General features: G+C 43.9%; 14 protein-coding genes. 9 read left to right on the plus strand and 5 right to left on the minus strand.

All coding sequences use genetic code 11. From position 1 onward, the window contains the following. Positions 1-152: 152 nt before the first annotated feature. Positions 153-830 carry a 16S rRNA (guanine(527)-N(7))-methyltransferase RsmG gene (gene rsmG, locus MICAI_RS00895; protein WP_008196425.1) on the plus strand — a complete coding sequence of 226 codons (678 nt, stop codon included), beginning with the start codon at positions 153-155 and terminating at the stop codon, positions 828-830. Between the two features lie 2 nt (positions 831-832). On the opposite strand, the gene cax is transcribed toward rsmG, so the two are convergent. The 3 genes from cax to MICAI_RS00910 form a co-directional block, all read right to left on the minus strand. Continuing rightward, a complete protein-coding gene (gene cax / locus MICAI_RS00900; RefSeq protein WP_008196426.1) occupies positions 833-1,921 on the minus strand; it encodes a calcium/proton exchanger in 1,089 nt (362 codons plus the stop codon). A gap of 48 nt (positions 1,922-1,969) precedes the next feature. Continuing rightward, positions 1,970-2,581, minus strand: coding sequence for a YdcF family protein (locus MICAI_RS00905; protein WP_008196429.1), 612 nt, complete (start codon positions 2,579-2,581; stop codon positions 1,970-1,972). Between the two features lie 157 nt (positions 2,582-2,738). Then, entirely contained in the window at positions 2,739-4,223 is a 1,485-nt protein-coding gene (locus tag MICAI_RS00910; protein WP_008196431.1) for a site-2 protease family protein, read from the minus strand. Between the two features lie 104 nt (positions 4,224-4,327). On the opposite strand from MICAI_RS00910, the gene MICAI_RS00915 reads away from it, so the two are divergent. Next, positions 4,328-4,999 carry a hypothetical protein gene (locus tag MICAI_RS00915; RefSeq protein ID WP_008196433.1) on the plus strand — a complete coding sequence of 224 codons (672 nt, stop codon included), beginning with the start codon at positions 4,328-4,330 and terminating at the stop codon, positions 4,997-4,999. A gap of 637 nt (positions 5,000-5,636) precedes the next feature. After that, positions 5,637-6,605: a thiamine-phosphate kinase gene (thiL, locus tag MICAI_RS00920; RefSeq protein ID WP_008196436.1), complete on the plus strand. Its 969-nt coding sequence runs from the start codon at positions 5,637-5,639 to the stop codon at positions 6,603-6,605. Between the two features lie 3 nt (positions 6,606-6,608). Here thiL and ffh read toward each other — a convergent pair whose 3' ends face one another. Together ffh and MICAI_RS00930 are read right to left on the minus strand one after the other, a co-directional pair. Further along, the gene (ffh, locus tag MICAI_RS00925; RefSeq protein ID WP_008196438.1) at positions 6,609-8,045 is read right to left on the minus strand and encodes a signal recognition particle protein; all 1,437 of its coding nucleotides are present in this window, start codon (positions 8,043-8,045) and stop codon (positions 6,609-6,611) included. 170 nt (positions 8,046-8,215) lie between these two features. Further along, positions 8,216-8,632 carry a hypothetical protein gene (locus MICAI_RS00930; RefSeq protein WP_008196440.1) on the minus strand — a complete coding sequence of 139 codons (417 nt, stop codon included), beginning with the start codon at positions 8,630-8,632 and terminating at the stop codon, positions 8,216-8,218. 84 nt (positions 8,633-8,716) lie between these two features. Here MICAI_RS00930 and hslO point away from each other — a divergent pair, with 84 nt between their 5' ends. From hslO to MICAI_RS00960, 6 genes are all read left to right on the plus strand, one after another. Next, entirely contained in the window at positions 8,717-9,631 is a 915-nt protein-coding gene (gene hslO, locus MICAI_RS00935) for an Hsp33 family molecular chaperone HslO (protein ID WP_008196441.1), read from the plus strand. A 63-nt stretch (positions 9,632-9,694) separates the two neighbouring features. Continuing rightward, a complete protein-coding gene (locus MICAI_RS00940) occupies positions 9,695-11,650 on the plus strand; it encodes a hypothetical protein (protein ID WP_008196443.1) in 1,956 nt (651 codons plus the stop codon). A 476-nt stretch (positions 11,651-12,126) separates the two neighbouring features. Next, on the plus strand, positions 12,127-13,338 hold the full coding sequence (locus tag MICAI_RS00945; protein WP_008196445.1) for a pentapeptide repeat-containing protein: 1,212 nt from the start codon (positions 12,127-12,129) through the stop codon (positions 13,336-13,338). A 393-nt stretch (positions 13,339-13,731) separates the two neighbouring features. Continuing rightward, positions 13,732-14,307, plus strand: coding sequence for a hypothetical protein (locus MICAI_RS00950; protein ID WP_008196448.1), 576 nt, complete (start codon positions 13,732-13,734; stop codon positions 14,305-14,307). Between the two features lies 1 nt (position 14,308). Then, the gene (locus tag MICAI_RS00955) at positions 14,309-15,988 is read left to right on the plus strand and encodes a glycosyltransferase family 39 protein (RefSeq protein WP_008196450.1); all 1,680 of its coding nucleotides are present in this window, start codon (positions 14,309-14,311) and stop codon (positions 15,986-15,988) included. An 11-nt stretch (positions 15,989-15,999) separates the two neighbouring features. Beyond that, positions 16,000-16,209 (plus strand): hypothetical protein, encoded by a 210-nt coding sequence (locus MICAI_RS00960; RefSeq protein WP_002739214.1) that lies wholly within the window; start codon positions 16,000-16,002, stop codon positions 16,207-16,209. Positions 16,210-16,508 lie beyond the last annotated feature (299 nt).

Consider the following 16,508-nt stretch of genomic DNA (forward strand, 5'->3'; position numbering starts at 1 on the left):
GAGTGTTGGGGTTTTTAGTTGAAATTACCCACTTCCCCATTCCCCCATTTCCCCACTTCCCCACTTCCCTATCTCCCCCACTTCATAATTCATAATTCATAATTCATAATTCCCACACCCCACCAACAAACTTTTTTAGCAAACCCGAATTAATGATCCTTCCTGAATTATTTGACCTTTGGCAAGAAACCCTAGAATGGCAACCCGATGGGGCCCAACAAGCGCGATTTCAACAACTTTATGACTTGATTTTAGAGGGTAATCAACGTTTTAATCTCACTCGAATTACCCAACCAGAGGAGTTTTGGGAAAAACATCTTTGGGATTCTTTATCGGGTTTAGCTTGGTTGCAAAAATCCCAGCCGGATCTATTGACAAAATCCCTATCAGTCATTGATTTGGGGAGCGGGGCCGGGTTTCCGGGAGTGCCAATTGCGATCGCATATCCCCATTGGTCGGTGACTCTCTTGGATTCCACCCAAAAAAAGATTAATTTTCTTGAAGAAGTTATTGACAAATTAGAGTTAAATAACACGAAAACTCGTTTAGGTCGGGCGGAAATCGTCGGGAAAAACCTTAAACATAACTGTGCTTACGATATCGTCTGTTTGCGAGCGGTAGGTAATGTGGATATCTGTGTTAACTATGCTTTGCCTTTCCTGAAAAAGACCGGAATCGCTATTCTCTATCGTGGTCAGTGGTCCGCGCAGGATAGTTTAAGTTTAGAGGAGAATCTAGGGAAAGCTGGCGGTAAAATCCTCGAAATTGCCAGTTTTACCACTCCCTTAAGCCAAAGCATCCGTCATTGTCTATATATCTCCAAGAAATAACTTTAAGCAGTGAGAGGATGAAAAAAGAAAGCCAGGGCCAGAATAGTATATGTAGCTAAGAGTAACATTCCTTCTAACCAATTTGATCGCCCATCACTACTAATCGAATTAGCCAACCACACCGCTACAGCCACTGCTACCAACTCAAAGGGATTAAAATTTAGATCCATAGGCTGACCGATAATATAACCCATGATAACCAAAACCGGAGCCACAAACAGGGCGATCTGCATACTGGAACCGACGGCCACAGATACCGATAGATCCATTTTATTCTTAAGAGCGACGGTGACAGCCGTAGCGTGTTCGGCCGCATTACCGATAATAGGCAAAAGAATTACCCCAGTAAACAGCGCCGTTAAACCTAGCTGTTCCGTAGCCTCCTCTAGGGATGCCACCAATAACTCTGATTCTACGGCCACGGCGATAGTAACGATCAATAAAATCAAAGACCAAAACCAGATTTTCGGCCTTGCGGTGCTTTCTCTGGTGCTTTCCTCCTCGATACCGGCAACCCCAACATCGTAGAGATAGGTGTGGGTTTTCATGGAAAATAAGAGACTTAAACCATAGACGAAAATTAACACCGCTGCCACGGCCACCGATAGACGTTGCAGGACTGCTTCCCCGACTCCCGTGGAGGTAAATTCCACCGCAGTGGGTAAAAGAATCGCCACCACCGCCAAATTCATGGCCGAAGCATTTAAACGAGCGGTTATCGGTTGAAATTCCTGTTCTTTGAAGCGTAAACCGCCTAAAAACATCGATAATCCCATAACTAAGAGTAAATTACCGATAATTGAGCCAGTAATCGTCGCTTTTACCACATCGATGAACCCTTCCCGCAAAGCGACATAGGCAAGAATTAATTCTGTGGCATTGCCAAAGGTGGCATTCATCAAACCGCCAATATTTGGCCCGACCACCACCGCAATCGCTTCGGTGGCTTCCCCCATATAGGCCGCTAGGGGGATAATGGCTAGACAAGCGGTGATAAAAACTACCGTTCCGCCCCAGTGTAACACCGAACCGGCGATCGATATAGGCACAAAAATCAATAGGATGGCGAAAATGATATTTTTGCTTAACATAAAGTGGGTAATTTTGTCAAGATAATTTTATTTTGATCGGATCGGGAACTAAAGGGGACTGGAATCGGATTCTAGCCAAAATTCCCCAGTAGAACCAGTTATTATCCATAATATTGCCCTAAAACCATCTCTGAGCGACTTTTCTAGGGGTTCGGGGGGTGATTGGGAGGGAACAGTCACCGGTTTAATCATAATTCCGCGACTACCAAAAACAATTTCTCCCACTAATCGCGCCCTTCTCATGTGATTATCGGAAGTAACCAGATAGACACTATCAATACCTCGGGCTTTCAGTTGATCGGCTAGGCTAGTAAAGTTAGTGACAGTATCTCGCGCATTGTAATCGAGATGGAGACGTTCTGGAGAAATTCCCGCTTTTTTAAAAATCTTTCTCACATATCGTCGCGGACTACCGGAAGACACCCAAATCGGTAGATCGGGATATTCCTTAGCCAATTTTGCCGCAAAACGTTCTCGATCGGCATGACCTCCCAAAACAAAAATCGCTTCTGGTTTTAGCCACTGCTGACGTAAATCGTAGTATAACCAGCCTAAACTCGCCAAAATTAGCGGAATAGCCAGCAATTTTAACCTAGATTTGCCTAACTTCCCTTGCGGAGAAACTCGCTTTTTTCTGCGAGAATTAGCCTTGAGAACCATATATCAGTGATCGGTGAGCGGTTGTCAGCCTTCAGCTTTGTGGATTAAAGTGATCGAGGGTGAGGATCATCGAACTCACATTGACGTAGGAGATAGGGATTTTATTCCCCAACTGACCGATAATTTTTCTGGAACTCAGGTGGATTGATGCGGTTGCTTACATCCCCCACCAACGGGCCACCGCTTCGGGAAGGGGTAGCAAAATACTTAATAACAAAGTCAGGGAAAATAGACCTAATAAATCTCGTTTATTATCCAATTCCGTCACATCATTTAAAGCCGGTTGATCACTGACTGGCATTAATAAGAGAATAATCGCCCAGAGTAAAAAATCCGGTTGCACTAGGGCTAAAATAAACAGGAATAATCGAGTTAATTGACCGATAATTACGGCGGTTTTCTGTCCATACATGGCGTGAACAATATGACCACCATCCAATTGACCCACGGGCATTAAATTTAGGGCTGTAACGATAATTCCCACATAACCGGCCACCGCTAAAGGATGTAAATGGATGGCTTTTCCCGCGATTAAATTACTGCCGAGAGCTAGTTTAGCTACGATAGACAAGAAAAAAGAAAACTGCGGATTTAAGGCCTGAAAATTTAATAAACTGCTTTGATTAGTTAGGGGAACTATTTCCGAGAGGGATAACCCCCAAAACAGTAGAGGAATAGCGATAATTATACCCCCCAAAGGACCGGCCACCGCCACATCAAATAAAGCTTTGCGGGTGGGTACAGGCGATCTCATTTGAATAAAAGCCCCGAAGGTGCCTAGGAAGAAAGGAATGGGGATAAAATAGGGCAAAGTAGTTTTAATTTTGTATTTAACTGCGGTCAAATAATGGCTGAATTCGTGCAGTGCTAAAATAGCAATTAAGCCCAAACTGTAGGGTAAACCTTGCAATAATAAACTAGAATTATTTTCTAATTGTTGGGTCGTAATGCCACTTAATCCCGCACCGACCACTGTGGTGGTTAAGATAGTTAATAACAATAAACCCAGGGCAAGAAAGGGGCGAGTAACTTTTTCAGTTTCTATAGTTTCTGTTTTTTGCTGCCAGGGATTAGCCACAAGAGCGAAAAAAGGTTGTCCCTGAAAACTTTCTTGGAAAAGCAATAAAAAGCGATCACCAAAAACCTTTTCCACATTGTTTTTAATCACTTGATAAGCTTCTTCAGGAACCGCTCGCAATTTCCCCCGACAGAGAATTGCTTGGGGACGATAATCGATATTTTGCAGATAATAAATACCCCAAGGAAAACAATCTCTTAGGGATTTTTCCTCTTCGGCAGTGATCGGTTTTAAATCACTTTTAGGTGCGGGATTATCAATATTTTCTAGGACTAAATTCGCTTGTTTCCGTGGTGATGGGGGGCCTTCTTGGGGAGTAACCCGACCCTTCTGTACTAGCCACCAATACAAGAAAGGGCAGATCACAAAGGGACCGATGAGCAGAAATGCTGGCATGGGGGTATCCTCTCCATAGATTAACGTCCAGCCCGTCCAAATTAGAGCCGGAGTCATCAGGACTAACCAAATTAACCATATTGGTGTTGTCGTGATTTTGGCCACGCTACGCTTGACCATAAAATAAGTGAAACCACCAAGAATCCCTAATAACAACCACATTTCCATATCGGCTCTTTTCTCTTGAATAAAAAGCGGCTAATTTCAGCCCGCCCGGTCATCGATCGTGCTAAGTTATAAACCGCATTGATTGTGATTTGGATAGGCAAACCATGCGATCGGAAACCGAATCGTCTCCTTTAGAGGTTAGCAAAACCACAAAACCCCCTCGATTAATTCTAGAAGGTTTATACGCTTTCTCGCCTAATCGGGAAACCCTAGGGGGAACCTCTTATCTTATTGTAGAAAATACCGGCAATATTCTGGTGGATTGTCCTAGCTGTGAGGAGAGCGAGCGAGATTTTCTCCGAGAAAAGGGTGTCCGTTACCTATTTTTTACCCATCGCGGGGGTCAGGGGAAACAGAGCGATTCTCTGCAAAGTTTACTTGATTGTGAGATTATTCTACAGGAACAGGAAGCTTATCTGCTTCCTCACCGTCAAATTACCGTTTTTCAGCAGCAAATCCAGTTATCTCCCACTTGTAGCGGTTTTTGGACTCCTGGCCATTCTCCCGGCTCCTCCTGTCTCTACTGGAACCGTCATGGGGGGGTTTTATTTACCGGTCGTCATCTTCTCCCCGACACTAAGGGTCAACCGCAACCCCTACAGACCGCGAAAACTTTCCACTGGCTGCGGCAATTGCGATCGCAAGAGTCCATTTTAGACCGTTTTAGTCCAGAAACCCTCTCCTATCTTTGTCCGGGAGCTAATACTGGCTTTTTGCGCGGTCGGGGAATTATCGATCGCGCCTACGAAAAAATCAGCGCCAATCCTCTTAACTAGGGTTTGCGGCAAAAAGTTTTTCATGGGGGCAGGGTGTGGGGTGTGGGGTTTTACCGATTTTCATGTGGTCGTACTAAATCCGGTTATTAAAAACTGATTATTTATTCTCCGTTTGGCATGAGTGCCTCTCCTGATATGTAGCCTATACTCAACGGATGGCCGTATTACTTCCGATTTTACCACTCAATCCAAGCTTTTGGGGGGTTCTACCCCCCAAACCCCCCGTTGGGGGCGTGGCGCCGCCCCCAAACCCCGGAGCGCATTAGTTTTTCGGTGGGATGCTTACACGCAGCCGCTGACGCATCTGTAATAATTTAAGAGTCACTCCCCTTGCAGGAGTGCCTCTCCTGATATGTGGCCTATACTCAAGGGATTTAGTATGATTGACGAATTTGCGTTATTTCAGTTTCTATTTTCCAGTCAGTCAGGAGTTTCAGGCCTTGTTGCCCTGCTTTTTTGTATCAGCTTGTGTACGACAAGAAGGATAATGCAAGGTTTTTGGCTCTCTTATTCTTTGTGTGGTCAGTTTAACTTATATAGTAGTGATCGATCTCTGTGTCCTTTGTGTCTCTGTGGTTTGTTCCGCACCTAAGAGAGCCGACTTTTTAGAAGCTGTATCGTTCAATTCCCAGAAATTATGAATTTAACCGTTAAAGACTTGGGTGAACAGGGATTGCTACCGATTCTGCAAAAATATTGTCCTGCGGAGATTATCGGTGATGATGGGGCGATTTTATGCCTCAAGGATGGTTACTCTCTCGTTGTCACCACTGATGTTTTAGTTAATAACGTCCACTTTAGCGATCTTACTACCTCTCCCGAAGATGTGGGCTGGCGAGCGGCGGCGGCTAATTTATCCGATTTAGCGGCTATGGGGGCAGAACCCCTGGGAATTACGGTAGGATTGGCTTTAACTCCCAATCTAGCCATCGATTGGCTAGAAGGACTCTATCGGGGTCTTAGCTCTTGTCTGCAAGTATATCAGACGGCGATCGTTGGGGGCGATGTCTGTCGGGCCACGGAAATTAACATCAGTATCACCGCCCTGGGACAAGTGGCAAAAAATGAAGAAATTAGACGTTTTAACGCAAAAGTTGGCGATAGTATCGTTATTACTGGTTATCACGGTTTATCGCGGGCCGGATTAGAGTTACTCTTTCACCCTGAAACCGGGAGGAATTTAAATTCCGCCCAAAAAAAGCGATTAATCCAAGCCCATCAACGGCCGCGACCGAGACTTGATTGCATACCACATTTACAAAAAATTGTCAAGCAATTTCCCATCGCGGGCATGGATAGCAGTGACGGGTTAGCAGATGCCATCATGCAAATTTGTCGCTGTAGTGGGGTTGGTGCCGAAATCGAGAGGATTCCCCTGCATCCAACCCTGAAAGAATATGTAGGAGCCGAAAAAGCTCTAGAATGGGCTTTATACGGCGGTGAAGACTTTGAGTTAGTTTTGTCTTTGCCCCCGGACAGTGCCAGAGAATTGTTGGAGAAAGTGGGGGAAGAGGGGGCGATAATCGGTCAAATTGTCCCCGGGAAAGAGATAAAATTAGCCGATGGTAGAAACCTCAGTTTAAGCTCCGGATTTCAACATTTTTAGCCTCTATAAATCGCCAAAACCTTTCTTTTTCTTGATTTTCTTCGGTTTTTTCGGGCTGCCACCTTGACCGCGGAACCCCGGTTGATTGCCACCCCCAAACATTCCGCCACCCATCCCAGGCATCCCCGGCATAGCGGGCATTTGTCCCCGTCCCATCTGTTGCATCATCGATCGCATTCTGGTGAAATTAGTAATTAGTTTGTTAACTTCCGTTTCCGGATGTCCCGAACCTTTGGCAATGCGACGACGACGATTAGGAGACTTAGCCAATAAATCGGGGTTAGCGCGTTCCTCCGTGGTCATGGAATTAATCATCGCTTCCGTGCGTTTTAACTCTTTTTCGCCCTTTTCGATGTCTGTCCCGCTCAGTTTGCCTAGACCGGGGATTAACTTGAGGACTCCCCCCAGGGAACCCATATTTTTTAACAGCCGCATCTGTTTGAGGAAGTCATTAAAATCAAACTTAGCCTCTAAAATCTTGGCCTGCATTTTGGCTGCGTCTTCTAGGTCTAACTGTTCCTGAGCTTTTTCCACTAGCGTCAGGACATCACCCATATTGAGGATGCGACTGGCAAGGCGATCGGGATAAAATGGCTCTAAAGCTTCTACTTTTTCGCCAACCCCAACAAATTTAATCGGTTGTCCCGATATTTGCCGCACTGATAGGGCCGCACCGCCGCGAGTATCGCCATCAAGTTTGGTAAGAATCGCCCCCGTGATGCCGATTTGTTGGTGAAAAGTGTTGGTAAGACTGGCCGCTTCCTGACCGGTCATCGCATCCACCACTAATAAAGTGTCGTCGGGCTTGACAATTTTCTTGATTTGTGCTAGTTGGCCCATCATCTGGGTATCTATTTGCAAACGACCGGCGGTGTCGATGATAACGGTATCTACGCCCAATTCTTTGGCTTTTTCCACACCTTGACGGGCGATATCGACGGGATTAGCCTGAGAACCCATCTCGAAGACGGGAACATTTATCTGTTTACCGAGGGTGATTAATTGGTCAATGGCCGCCGGACGGTAAACATCGGTGGCCACCATCAGGCAGCTTTTGGACTGTTTGCGGAGATATAGGGCTAATTTGGCGGTGGCGGTGGTTTTTCCCGTCCCTTGCAACCCGGCCATTAAAATTACGGTGGGGGGTTTATCGGCCTGAGCTAGGGGAACGTTGCTTTCCCCCATAATTTTAACTAATTCATCATAGACAATTTTGATAAATTGCTGACCGGGATTGACTCCGGAAATCACTTCAGCGCCGAGGGCTTGTTTCTCGACCTCAGCAATAAATCCCTTGACTACCTGTAGGTTAACATCTGCTTCTAATAAAGCCCGCCGGACTTCTTTGAGGGTTTCTTGTATATTGGCCGAGGAGATTTTATCTTGACCTCGTAATTTTTTCCATGCGTCTTCTAAGCGGTCGGCCAGTGCGTCGAACATAGTTTCGGAATTAAATTTTTAACTAGATCGATTTTATCTCAAATGTCGGGGGAAGACCCCCGTTCTTACCCTGTCATTAGTCTCGGACTTGCATGGTGCGGCCAATCTCCCGGTGTGGGAGAGTGAGCAGCGGGGAGAAACAATCGATAATTGGGTTTTTAAAGTGCGATTTACCTACTAGCCACTCCTAAATCCCGCACTTCTAACTTTTGATTGCTCAAAAATAGTCGTAATTTTAATAAACTGAGAGTTTGACCGAGATTGAGGGGAAGGAGGGAAATGCCTTCTAACCGCGATTGTAACCAACCATCGCCCCAATACCATTCGTGATAGCCATCGATACCTTGACTCAAAAGCAAGCGTAAACACTGGTCATTGGCCAGTAAAACCTGATGTTGTACGGGAATTAAACCTAACCAAGAGGTAAAAGTCAAACCTTCCTCTAATTTATCGGGTAGATTGGGCGAGAGCATTTGCGGCCACAGCCATTGACGGAGATGAGCAGTTTTGAGCAAACTATCCCGGATAGCCTGTTCACGGGCCGAGATTTCGATACGCAGCTGACTTTGTTGAAAATTGCCGAACATATTGTTGTCTGATAATTTTTGTTAAGTTAGTTAAAGAATAACTAAAAATCGGGACAGCGTTTTCCAAGGATAACAGTAAGTAGTATGGCAGATAAATTAATCCGCGCCACGGCCGCCGATAGCGGAATTAGAGTAGTCGGAGTGATTACCACTCGTTTAACCGAAGAAGCTCGCCAAAGACATAAATTATCTAACGTAGCCACCGCCGCTCTCGGCCGCACGATGGCATCGGCTTTACTCTTGGCTTCCAGTTTAAAAAAACCAGGTTCTAGGGTCAATATTCGCATTAAAGGCGACGGACCCCTGGGGGGTGTTTTAGTTGATGCCGGACTCGATGGCACGGTGCGGGGTTATGTGGACTATCCCCAGGTGGAATTACTCCCCAATGCTAAGGGTAAATTAGATGTGGGTCGCGCGGTGGGTAACAAGGGTTATGTGCGAGTCCTACGGGAAGAAAAAGGCGAGGAGAGAAATGAACTTCAAGAAAGCATCGTCGAGATAGTTTCTGGGGAAGTGGGGGAAGATATCGCCTACTATCTAGACCAATCGGAACAAATTCCCTCCGCTTTGCAAGTGGGGGTTTTTGTCGGTACGACCACAGGAGTGACGGCAGCCGGGGGAATTTTATTACAAGTTCTCTCTAAAGAAGCGGCCCGGGATGAGGTCTTAGTGGCTCGTTTAGAGTCGAGATTGCGAAAATTAACGGGATTTACGCCCCTTTTACGGGCGGGAAAAAGTCTAGAAGATATTTTTCAGGAACTTCTGGGAGATATGGGTCTAGAAATTTTTCCGGCTGTGCAGCTGCTGCGTTTTGATTGTGATTGTTCTTTTGAACGGGCCCTAGGAGCTTTAAAATTCCTCGGGGTCGATGAATTAAAAGATATTATCGAAAAGGATAAACAAGCGGAAGCCGTCTGTGAGTTTTGTCGGGAGGTATATAGCGCCGACGAGAGACAATTAATCGAATTAGTCGAGTCCCTACAAGCTGAATCTTGCTGAGAAGTTGGGCAATGAGCGCCATTAGGGTAAAATCTATCTAAAATATCTGCCGGGGAGTAGTGAATGTCTAAAGGAAAAGAATTAACCGAAAATCTAGTCAAACGAGAATCGATTGACTCCCTGACTCGTTGGCCAGAAAAAACTAAGTCTTTTCTTTTTCTCCTTTGGTACCGATACCAGCATCGTTTCACTTGGAAAGTTTGGGCGGCTTTATTTGTGGTGGTCTTTGGCGGTGTTGGCTTTCTCGCCACTTGGCAGTTATTCAATATGCAGAAGTCGCCCAATTGCCCGAAAATCTTCTGGCCTATCGCTTCTGCCTCCCTGCGTCTCTACTGCGCTCAACTTTCCGCCGATAGTCGCACCGTGGCAGGTTTACTCGAGGCAATTGCCCTGGTGGAAGCTTTACCCGAAGACCATCCCTTGCGCTCGCAGGTTAATCAACAGGTGGAAGAATGGGCGCGAGATATCCTGAATTTGGCGGAAAAAGACTATCAAGCGGGAAATTTAGAGCAAGCGATCACTAAAGCTCGTCAAATCCCCAATAATATGGCAGTAGCGGCAATTATTGAAGAAAGAATCGCTAAGTGGCAAGGAACTTGGACGGAAGGCAACGAGATCTTAAGCAAACTAGAGGAAAATCTCCGCGCTTCCAACTGGAATCAATCTTTCCGTCTGGCAGTGGATTTATTGAACTTAAATAACGAATATTGGGCAACGGTTAAATATAATGAAGCGCTCGCTAAAATTACCGTCGCCCGGGAAGATAGCAGTAAATTAGATAATGCCTTTAATCTCTTTGCCCGGGGCGGTCTCGACAATTGGTTGAAAGTCATCGAAGAAGCTAGAAAAATTCAAGCCAGCAGTTATGCCTATCAGGAGGCACAAAAATTAATCGGGAAAACCGAGGATAAACTAAAAGAATACGCCGAAAGATTAATTAAGCGCAAGCAATGGCAAGCTCTCCGGGATTTGGCTAACCAAACCCCCAAAGACCTCAAAATTAAAGAAGATGTCACCGATTGGTCCGTCTTGTCTGAAGCGGCCTTAGATGCGGAAGCCGGCACGGTGGACGGATTGGAAGCTGGCATACTGGGACTAGAACAAATCGACCCTTCTCGACCCCTCCATCAAATGGCCCTAGGCATGAGGGAGCGCTGGCAGTTACAGGTACAGGATCTAAGAATACTGTCCGAGGCTAGGGATTTAGCACAAGCTGGGACGGTCGAACAGTATAGCGCCGCTATCGCAAAAGCGGGCGAGGTTCCCCGGGATAATCCCCTCTGGTGGCAAGCACAGCAGGAAATTGGCTCTTGGAATCGTCAAATACAAGTGATTGAAGACCGGCCGATTTTAGAACGGGCCAGGGAAATCTCTATCCCCGGCGATATTAATTCCCTCAGTAACGCTATTATTCAGGCCCGGGCCATTGGCAAGAATCGGGCCCTATACCGAGATGCTCAACGGGAAATTGGCGGCTGGCAAGGGCGGATTGAACGCATGGAGGATCAACCCATTTTAGATCAGGCCCAAGCTTTGGCCAATCTCAAAGACTATAGCACAGCGATCGAAACTGCCAATCAAATTCCCCCCGGTCGAGCGCTTTCCTCGGAAGCGTCCCAAAATATCCGTCTTTGGCGCCGAGAGTTGCGGGCCCGTCAAAATCTCCAGCAGGCTAATCAATTAGCGGCGACGGGAACCCCAGAAGGTTTAACCCGGGCGATTGCTTTAGTTACCAATATTTCCACTAAAACCGATGCGGGTGTGCAACGGACTGAATTGCTGGAACGTTGGAGTTATCAGCTTTTGTCTTTAGCCACGGACCTGGCTAATAATGGCCGTTATCTGGAAGCTATTGGCCTGGCTGAATCCGTATCCCCGGAAAGTACCGCTTACAGTTCGGCTCGCTCCCAAATGCAAGGCTGGCGCAATATTCTCCAACCTCCGGCCCCGGCGCCAATAGTTGAATCGACTCCCCTTTCCCCAGAGTCCCCGATAGAAACACCAAGTCCGGGTCAATAATCAGTTTTAGAGGCTGTTTTTGCCGTGGATTACCCCTAAAAAAGTCCCCCATCCCCAGGGATCTGTCCAGTTAAATCTGTATTATACTAAATCCGGTTATTAAAGACTGATTATCTATTCCTCCTCTTGCCCCTTGCCTATCCTGATGATATTTAGCCTATACTCAACGGATTTAGTATAAAAACCAATTTAGTATAAATTGCCAAAAAATAACCAAAGCCAATTTTAAAAAGATAATAGTTGTTATCAATTAAGTTAATCAATCAAGCAAAAAACAGATCTCCGTAATTTCTATAAACCTCCTGCATAATTAATTTTTCATGGTTCAAAAATAGCCAAAATAAGGATTAAATAACATAAAATCTGTCAATAGACCATTTAACTGATTATTATTCATTCTTAATTCTCCTGACTACTGACTACTGGCTACTGACTCCTAACCCTAAAAACGATTTTTGATTTCTGCAAGAGGTCTTATGAAAGCAAGTGAGGTACTGGATTTATATGCCAAGGGCAAACGCAATTTTACAGGAGTAAAATTAAAAGGACAGTGTTTTCAAGGAAAGAATTTATCGGGGGCTAATTTTAGTAAAGCTGACCTCCGTGGCACTAATTTTCAAGGGGCTATTTTAGAGAAAACTAAATTTACCGAGGCTAGGGCAGGATTACTAAGGCGCGGTCAGCTACAATTAATTTTAATTTCTTGGTTAATAGCGGCTATCTGCGCCTTTGTGTGGGGATTAGCTGGTTATTATCTAGCTTTAATGCTGGTGACAGATGTAACCGGATTTAAAATCATTGGTGCGGGTATAATCACGATTTTATCTCTAATTTACGGAATATTTTATCGTCAGCGAGTTGGGGGATTGCCCTTAGTTTTATCCTTGATTTCTGGCCAAGCAATAAGTTTTACCCTAGCAATTGTCATCAGCTTAACTTTAACTTTATTGACAGTAATTATATTAGCTTTTCAAGGGGCATTAGCAGGAATAGCTGTGATGAATGTAACTTTTTCTATAGCTTTGATTTTTGGGGTTTGTGGTACTTTATTCACCGCTTATCTGGCCTGGTTATCCCTAGAAGAATCGAGAGAAACGCTTGCGAAATCCATGGCCATTGCTTTTTTAGCCAGTAAGGGTACAAATTTTTGCGGGGCAAATCTCCAAGAAGCGGATTTCACGGGAGCGCAGTTAAAAGCCACTGATTTAAGGGCAAAAGATTTAACTAGAACTCGATTTTATCTGGTATCGGGCATCGAGCGAGCGCGTTGGGAAAAGACAATTCTGTCCGAAGTTGCGATGAGAAATCTTCTGGTGACTGGTCAAGGGGAAAATAAAGCTTATATTGGCTATAATTTTCGCGGACTGAATCTTTACGGGTATAACTTCAAAAATGCCAACCTGACTAGGGCAAATTTCAGCGAGGCAAATTTAGCCTACGCTAATCTAGAAGGGGCTAATTTAGCCCATAGTAACGTGATGAGAGCCAATTTACAGGCAGCCACCCTGACGGGCGCTTGTATCGAAGCCTGGAAAATCGCCGAAAATACCAATTTAGAAGGGGTTGATTGTGATTATATCTATTTAATTGAGTCCGAGGAAGAGCGCCGTCCCAGAGAGGGAGAATTTGGGGAAGGGGAATTCCGGCAATTGGCCCTGGAGCAACGAAAATTGTATATTAACGAATAAGTGGACTTCTGCCTAATATTATCTCAAGGCTAAAATTCTGTCTAGACAAGAAACTTGCCCAAATAAAAATGATTTTAATGGCCCCCAGATTTTTTCGGTTAAAACGACGGATATAAATTTCAGTGTAGCACGACGGGGTTTTAAACCCAAATTGACGAGACACGAGCGGAAAAAACAGCCTTCTGAACCTGCCCATTGAGGGAATAGATGTTCAGACAGAGAGAAAAGTCTTGTCTGGAAACTCCACCGATTAATCATAACTGAGAATTTTTTTAGCTGATGCTTGATTTTTTTCGGTAAATAGGGAATCGGGAACAGTAAAAAAGCAATATTCGTCGTCAATCTGGATAAATAATCGGTAAATTCCCTAAAAACTCAGATATTCTCGAGAATATGACCTTAAAAACCGCGATTATGACCATAAAATTTCCCTGGCCCTTAGTTTTAGGATTATCTATTGTTATTATTGACAATGGGCAATATTTGAGAGCAGAAACGGTAACTTTGAGCGAAAGTCAACGGCAACAACTGCGATCGCTAGATGCTAAGATTATTTTACCTAACTATATCCCCCCCGGATTTCAGGCCAGCGAGATTAAAATCCTCGCAGAAGAGGGGAAAGGATACGCAGTACTCTTTGAAAATGCCGAGAATAGCTGTTTTTTGGTGGAAGGAATCGAAAACGCCAGGGGCGATGATGGTTTAGAATTAGAGGGAACCCTAGCGCTCAATTCCCCACTATTTGGAGAAGGATACTGGCTTAATTATGGTACACCCAAAGACTCGGAATTAAGGCAACAATTCCCCGAACCCGATTTGTATTCCGATTGGATGAAAATGGGAGAATATTTTTATCGTCTCAGTGGGGCATTAATTGCCCGGGAGGATTATGATTATCCTAATTGCCGTCAAGATATTTCCCCATCGGAAGCGGTTAAAATAATCGAATCTTTTGGAGATAACAATTAAATTGAATTTATCTACAGTCATTTCTAATCTACAACAAAAAGGCAAGGAGCGGTTAGCTTGGTCTGATTTTTGTTGGTTAGGATTAGTAATAATTTTGGGACTGGTTATTAGGTTAACACAATTAACGAGCAAACCTCCCTGGACGGATGAATTTGCCACTATGGTTTTTAGTATTGGCAATAATTACCAGATAGTGCCGTTAAATCAAATAATTTCCCTAGACACTTTATTAGCACCTCTCCAGAGCAACCATCAGGCAACTATTGCCGATGTAATTAAATTAGTTATTCAGGAGGACAATCATCCACCTTTATATTTTATTTTCGCCTATCTCTGGAATAAATTATTCTTTGATCGGGGAGAATATGTATCTTTAGAAGGAATGCGATCGCTGGCAGTATTTTGGGGAGTTATTTCGATTCCTCTAATTTATTTTATCAGTAAATTGGTCTTTAAATCTGGCTCGATCGCTTTTCTGTCGGCGATTTTAATGGCGGTTTCTCCCTACGGAGTTTTTATCTCCCAAGAAGCACGCCATTATACTCTAGCGGTTGTATTTGTCCTCATATCTTTAGGCTGTTTTCTGAGGGCAAGCGGCAAAATTGTTCACCGTCAGAGAATATCCTATACTTTGGGTTTTTTCTGGTTAATTGTCAACTGTCTAGGGTTATTAGTTCACTATTTTTTTAGTTTAACTATCCTAGCGGAAGCGATAACTTTATTATGGATTTTATTCAATCAAATCAAACAAAAAAACTTTTGGATAACTAATTGGTGGCGTTTAAGTTTAGTTTTTTTAGGTAACTTGAGCTTTATTATTATTTGGTTTATCACGGTTGTCCCCAAAGATTATGGCAATCAGATGACCGGTTGGATTCAGAGAGAGAATGATAGTTTTTTGGCAGTAATCAGCCCCTTTTTTCAATTGCTGGGAACATTAATTACTATGCTTTCCCTGCTCCCAGTCGAATCAGAATCTTTAATAATTATCTTGATTTCTGGGGCAATAATGATCGGTTTTTTTCTCTGGATTATCCCACAATTAAAAACAGCATGGCTAGACTCCTATAAACCAGAATTAGGCATTCTCTCGGCATTTTTCCTCAGTTCAATTGCTATTTTCTTTGTCATCACCTATCTGCTTGCGATCGATATTACCCGGGGAGCTAGATATAGTTTTGTTTACTTTCCCTCGGTAATTTTAATTCTAGCAATTTTATTAGATAATTGTTGGCATAGGCAGCGGAAAAGAATAGTAATTATTGTAATTATCATGGCTTTAGTTAGTTCCCTAAGTGTTACTTTTAATTTAGGCTATCGTAAGTATTATCGCCCAGATAAATTAGTTACCACTATCGAAAATAATAGCCGTTATCCGTTAGTAATTGCCACTAGCTATAGGAGTTTGGTGCAGGTGGGAGAAATGATGGGAATTGCTTGGGAATTTAACCAAAGATTTCCCGATAAAAACCCTAAGTTTCTCTTAGTTAACTCAGAACAAAAGCCAAATTTTAATCTGTCATCTTCTCCCCCTTTTGAATTATGGCTAATTAATTTCCATTCTGCAATAGATCTATCGGACTGTCAACTCTCAGAGTTATCCTCCAATTATGTAACAGGTTATCAATATCAAAAGTTTCTCTGTGGGCGATCGATAGATTATAATAGTAAAGTTAAGTAGGGCTATTAACTATGATTATTTGGGTAAATGAACAGATTGACCCCTGCGGTTTAGTACAAGCTTGTATTGCCTGTCAAGACGAACAAGCGGCAAAAGATTGTCATCAAAGTTGGTTAACCAGTCTTACGGACGAACAAAAACAAGCGGGATGGGTGGCAGTTTTAAGAACCGTAGAATCTTGGGATGATGTACCTGTAAATGCCCTGAAGTTAAGTTATTAACTAGGGTTTGCGGCAAAAAGTTTTGCGTGGGTGTGGGGTGTTTTTAAAGTTGAATGGGGAGTTAATCCCACTATTAACAACGTCAATCGATGACAAAATTTTGGCTGCCAGAGCTTTGAGAGCAAAAACAGGCGAAAAGACAGAAGAGAAAGGAGATATCTGGCTAAAATAACGTCAGTTTCGGTTAAGCAGATTGGGTGCATCTCACATTTGCAGAAATACCGATAATCAGCAATTATCAGTGACTCTTAGATGATGACAAATGTATCAGCAGCTGCCTGTAAGCACTCCCACCGAAA

Origin of the sequence: Microcystis sp. T1-4 (assembly GCF_000297435.1) — a bacterium.
Classification (GTDB): domain Bacteria; phylum Cyanobacteriota; class Cyanobacteriia; order Cyanobacteriales; family Microcystaceae; genus Microcystis.

What these genes read in the sequence shown, in the direction of transcription:
- rsmG (WP_008196425.1), top strand. Translation starts at nt 153, where the DNA reads ATGATCCTTCCTGAATTATTTGACCTTTGGCAAGAAACCCTAGAATGG.
- thiL (WP_008196436.1), top strand. Translation starts at nt 5,637, where the DNA reads ATGAATTTAACCGTTAAAGACTTGGGTGAACAGGGATTGCTACCGATT.
- hslO (WP_008196441.1), top strand. Translation starts at nt 8,717, where the DNA reads ATGGCAGATAAATTAATCCGCGCCACGGCCGCCGATAGCGGAATTAGA.
- MICAI_RS00910 (WP_008196431.1), bottom strand. Translation starts at nt 4,223, where the DNA reads ATGGAAATGTGGTTGTTATTAGGGATTCTTGGTGGTTTCACTTATTTT.
- MICAI_RS00940 (WP_008196443.1), top strand. Translation starts at nt 9,695, where the DNA reads ATGTCTAAAGGAAAAGAATTAACCGAAAATCTAGTCAAACGAGAATCG.
- MICAI_RS00930 (WP_008196440.1), bottom strand. Translation starts at nt 8,632, where the DNA reads ATGTTCGGCAATTTTCAACAAAGTCAGCTGCGTATCGAAATCTCGGCC.
- MICAI_RS00945 (WP_008196445.1), top strand. Translation starts at nt 12,127, where the DNA reads ATGAAAGCAAGTGAGGTACTGGATTTATATGCCAAGGGCAAACGCAAT.
- MICAI_RS00950 (WP_008196448.1), top strand. Translation starts at nt 13,732, where the DNA reads ATGACCTTAAAAACCGCGATTATGACCATAAAATTTCCCTGGCCCTTA.
- ffh (WP_008196438.1), bottom strand. Translation starts at nt 8,045, where the DNA reads ATGTTCGACGCACTGGCCGACCGCTTAGAAGACGCATGGAAAAAATTA.
- cax (WP_008196426.1), bottom strand. Translation starts at nt 1,921, where the DNA reads ATGTTAAGCAAAAATATCATTTTCGCCATCCTATTGATTTTTGTGCCT.
- MICAI_RS00960 (WP_002739214.1), top strand. Translation starts at nt 16,000, where the DNA reads ATGATTATTTGGGTAAATGAACAGATTGACCCCTGCGGTTTAGTACAA.
- MICAI_RS00905 (WP_008196429.1), bottom strand. Translation starts at nt 2,581, where the DNA reads ATGGTTCTCAAGGCTAATTCTCGCAGAAAAAAGCGAGTTTCTCCGCAA.
- MICAI_RS00915 (WP_008196433.1), top strand. Translation starts at nt 4,328, where the DNA reads ATGCGATCGGAAACCGAATCGTCTCCTTTAGAGGTTAGCAAAACCACA.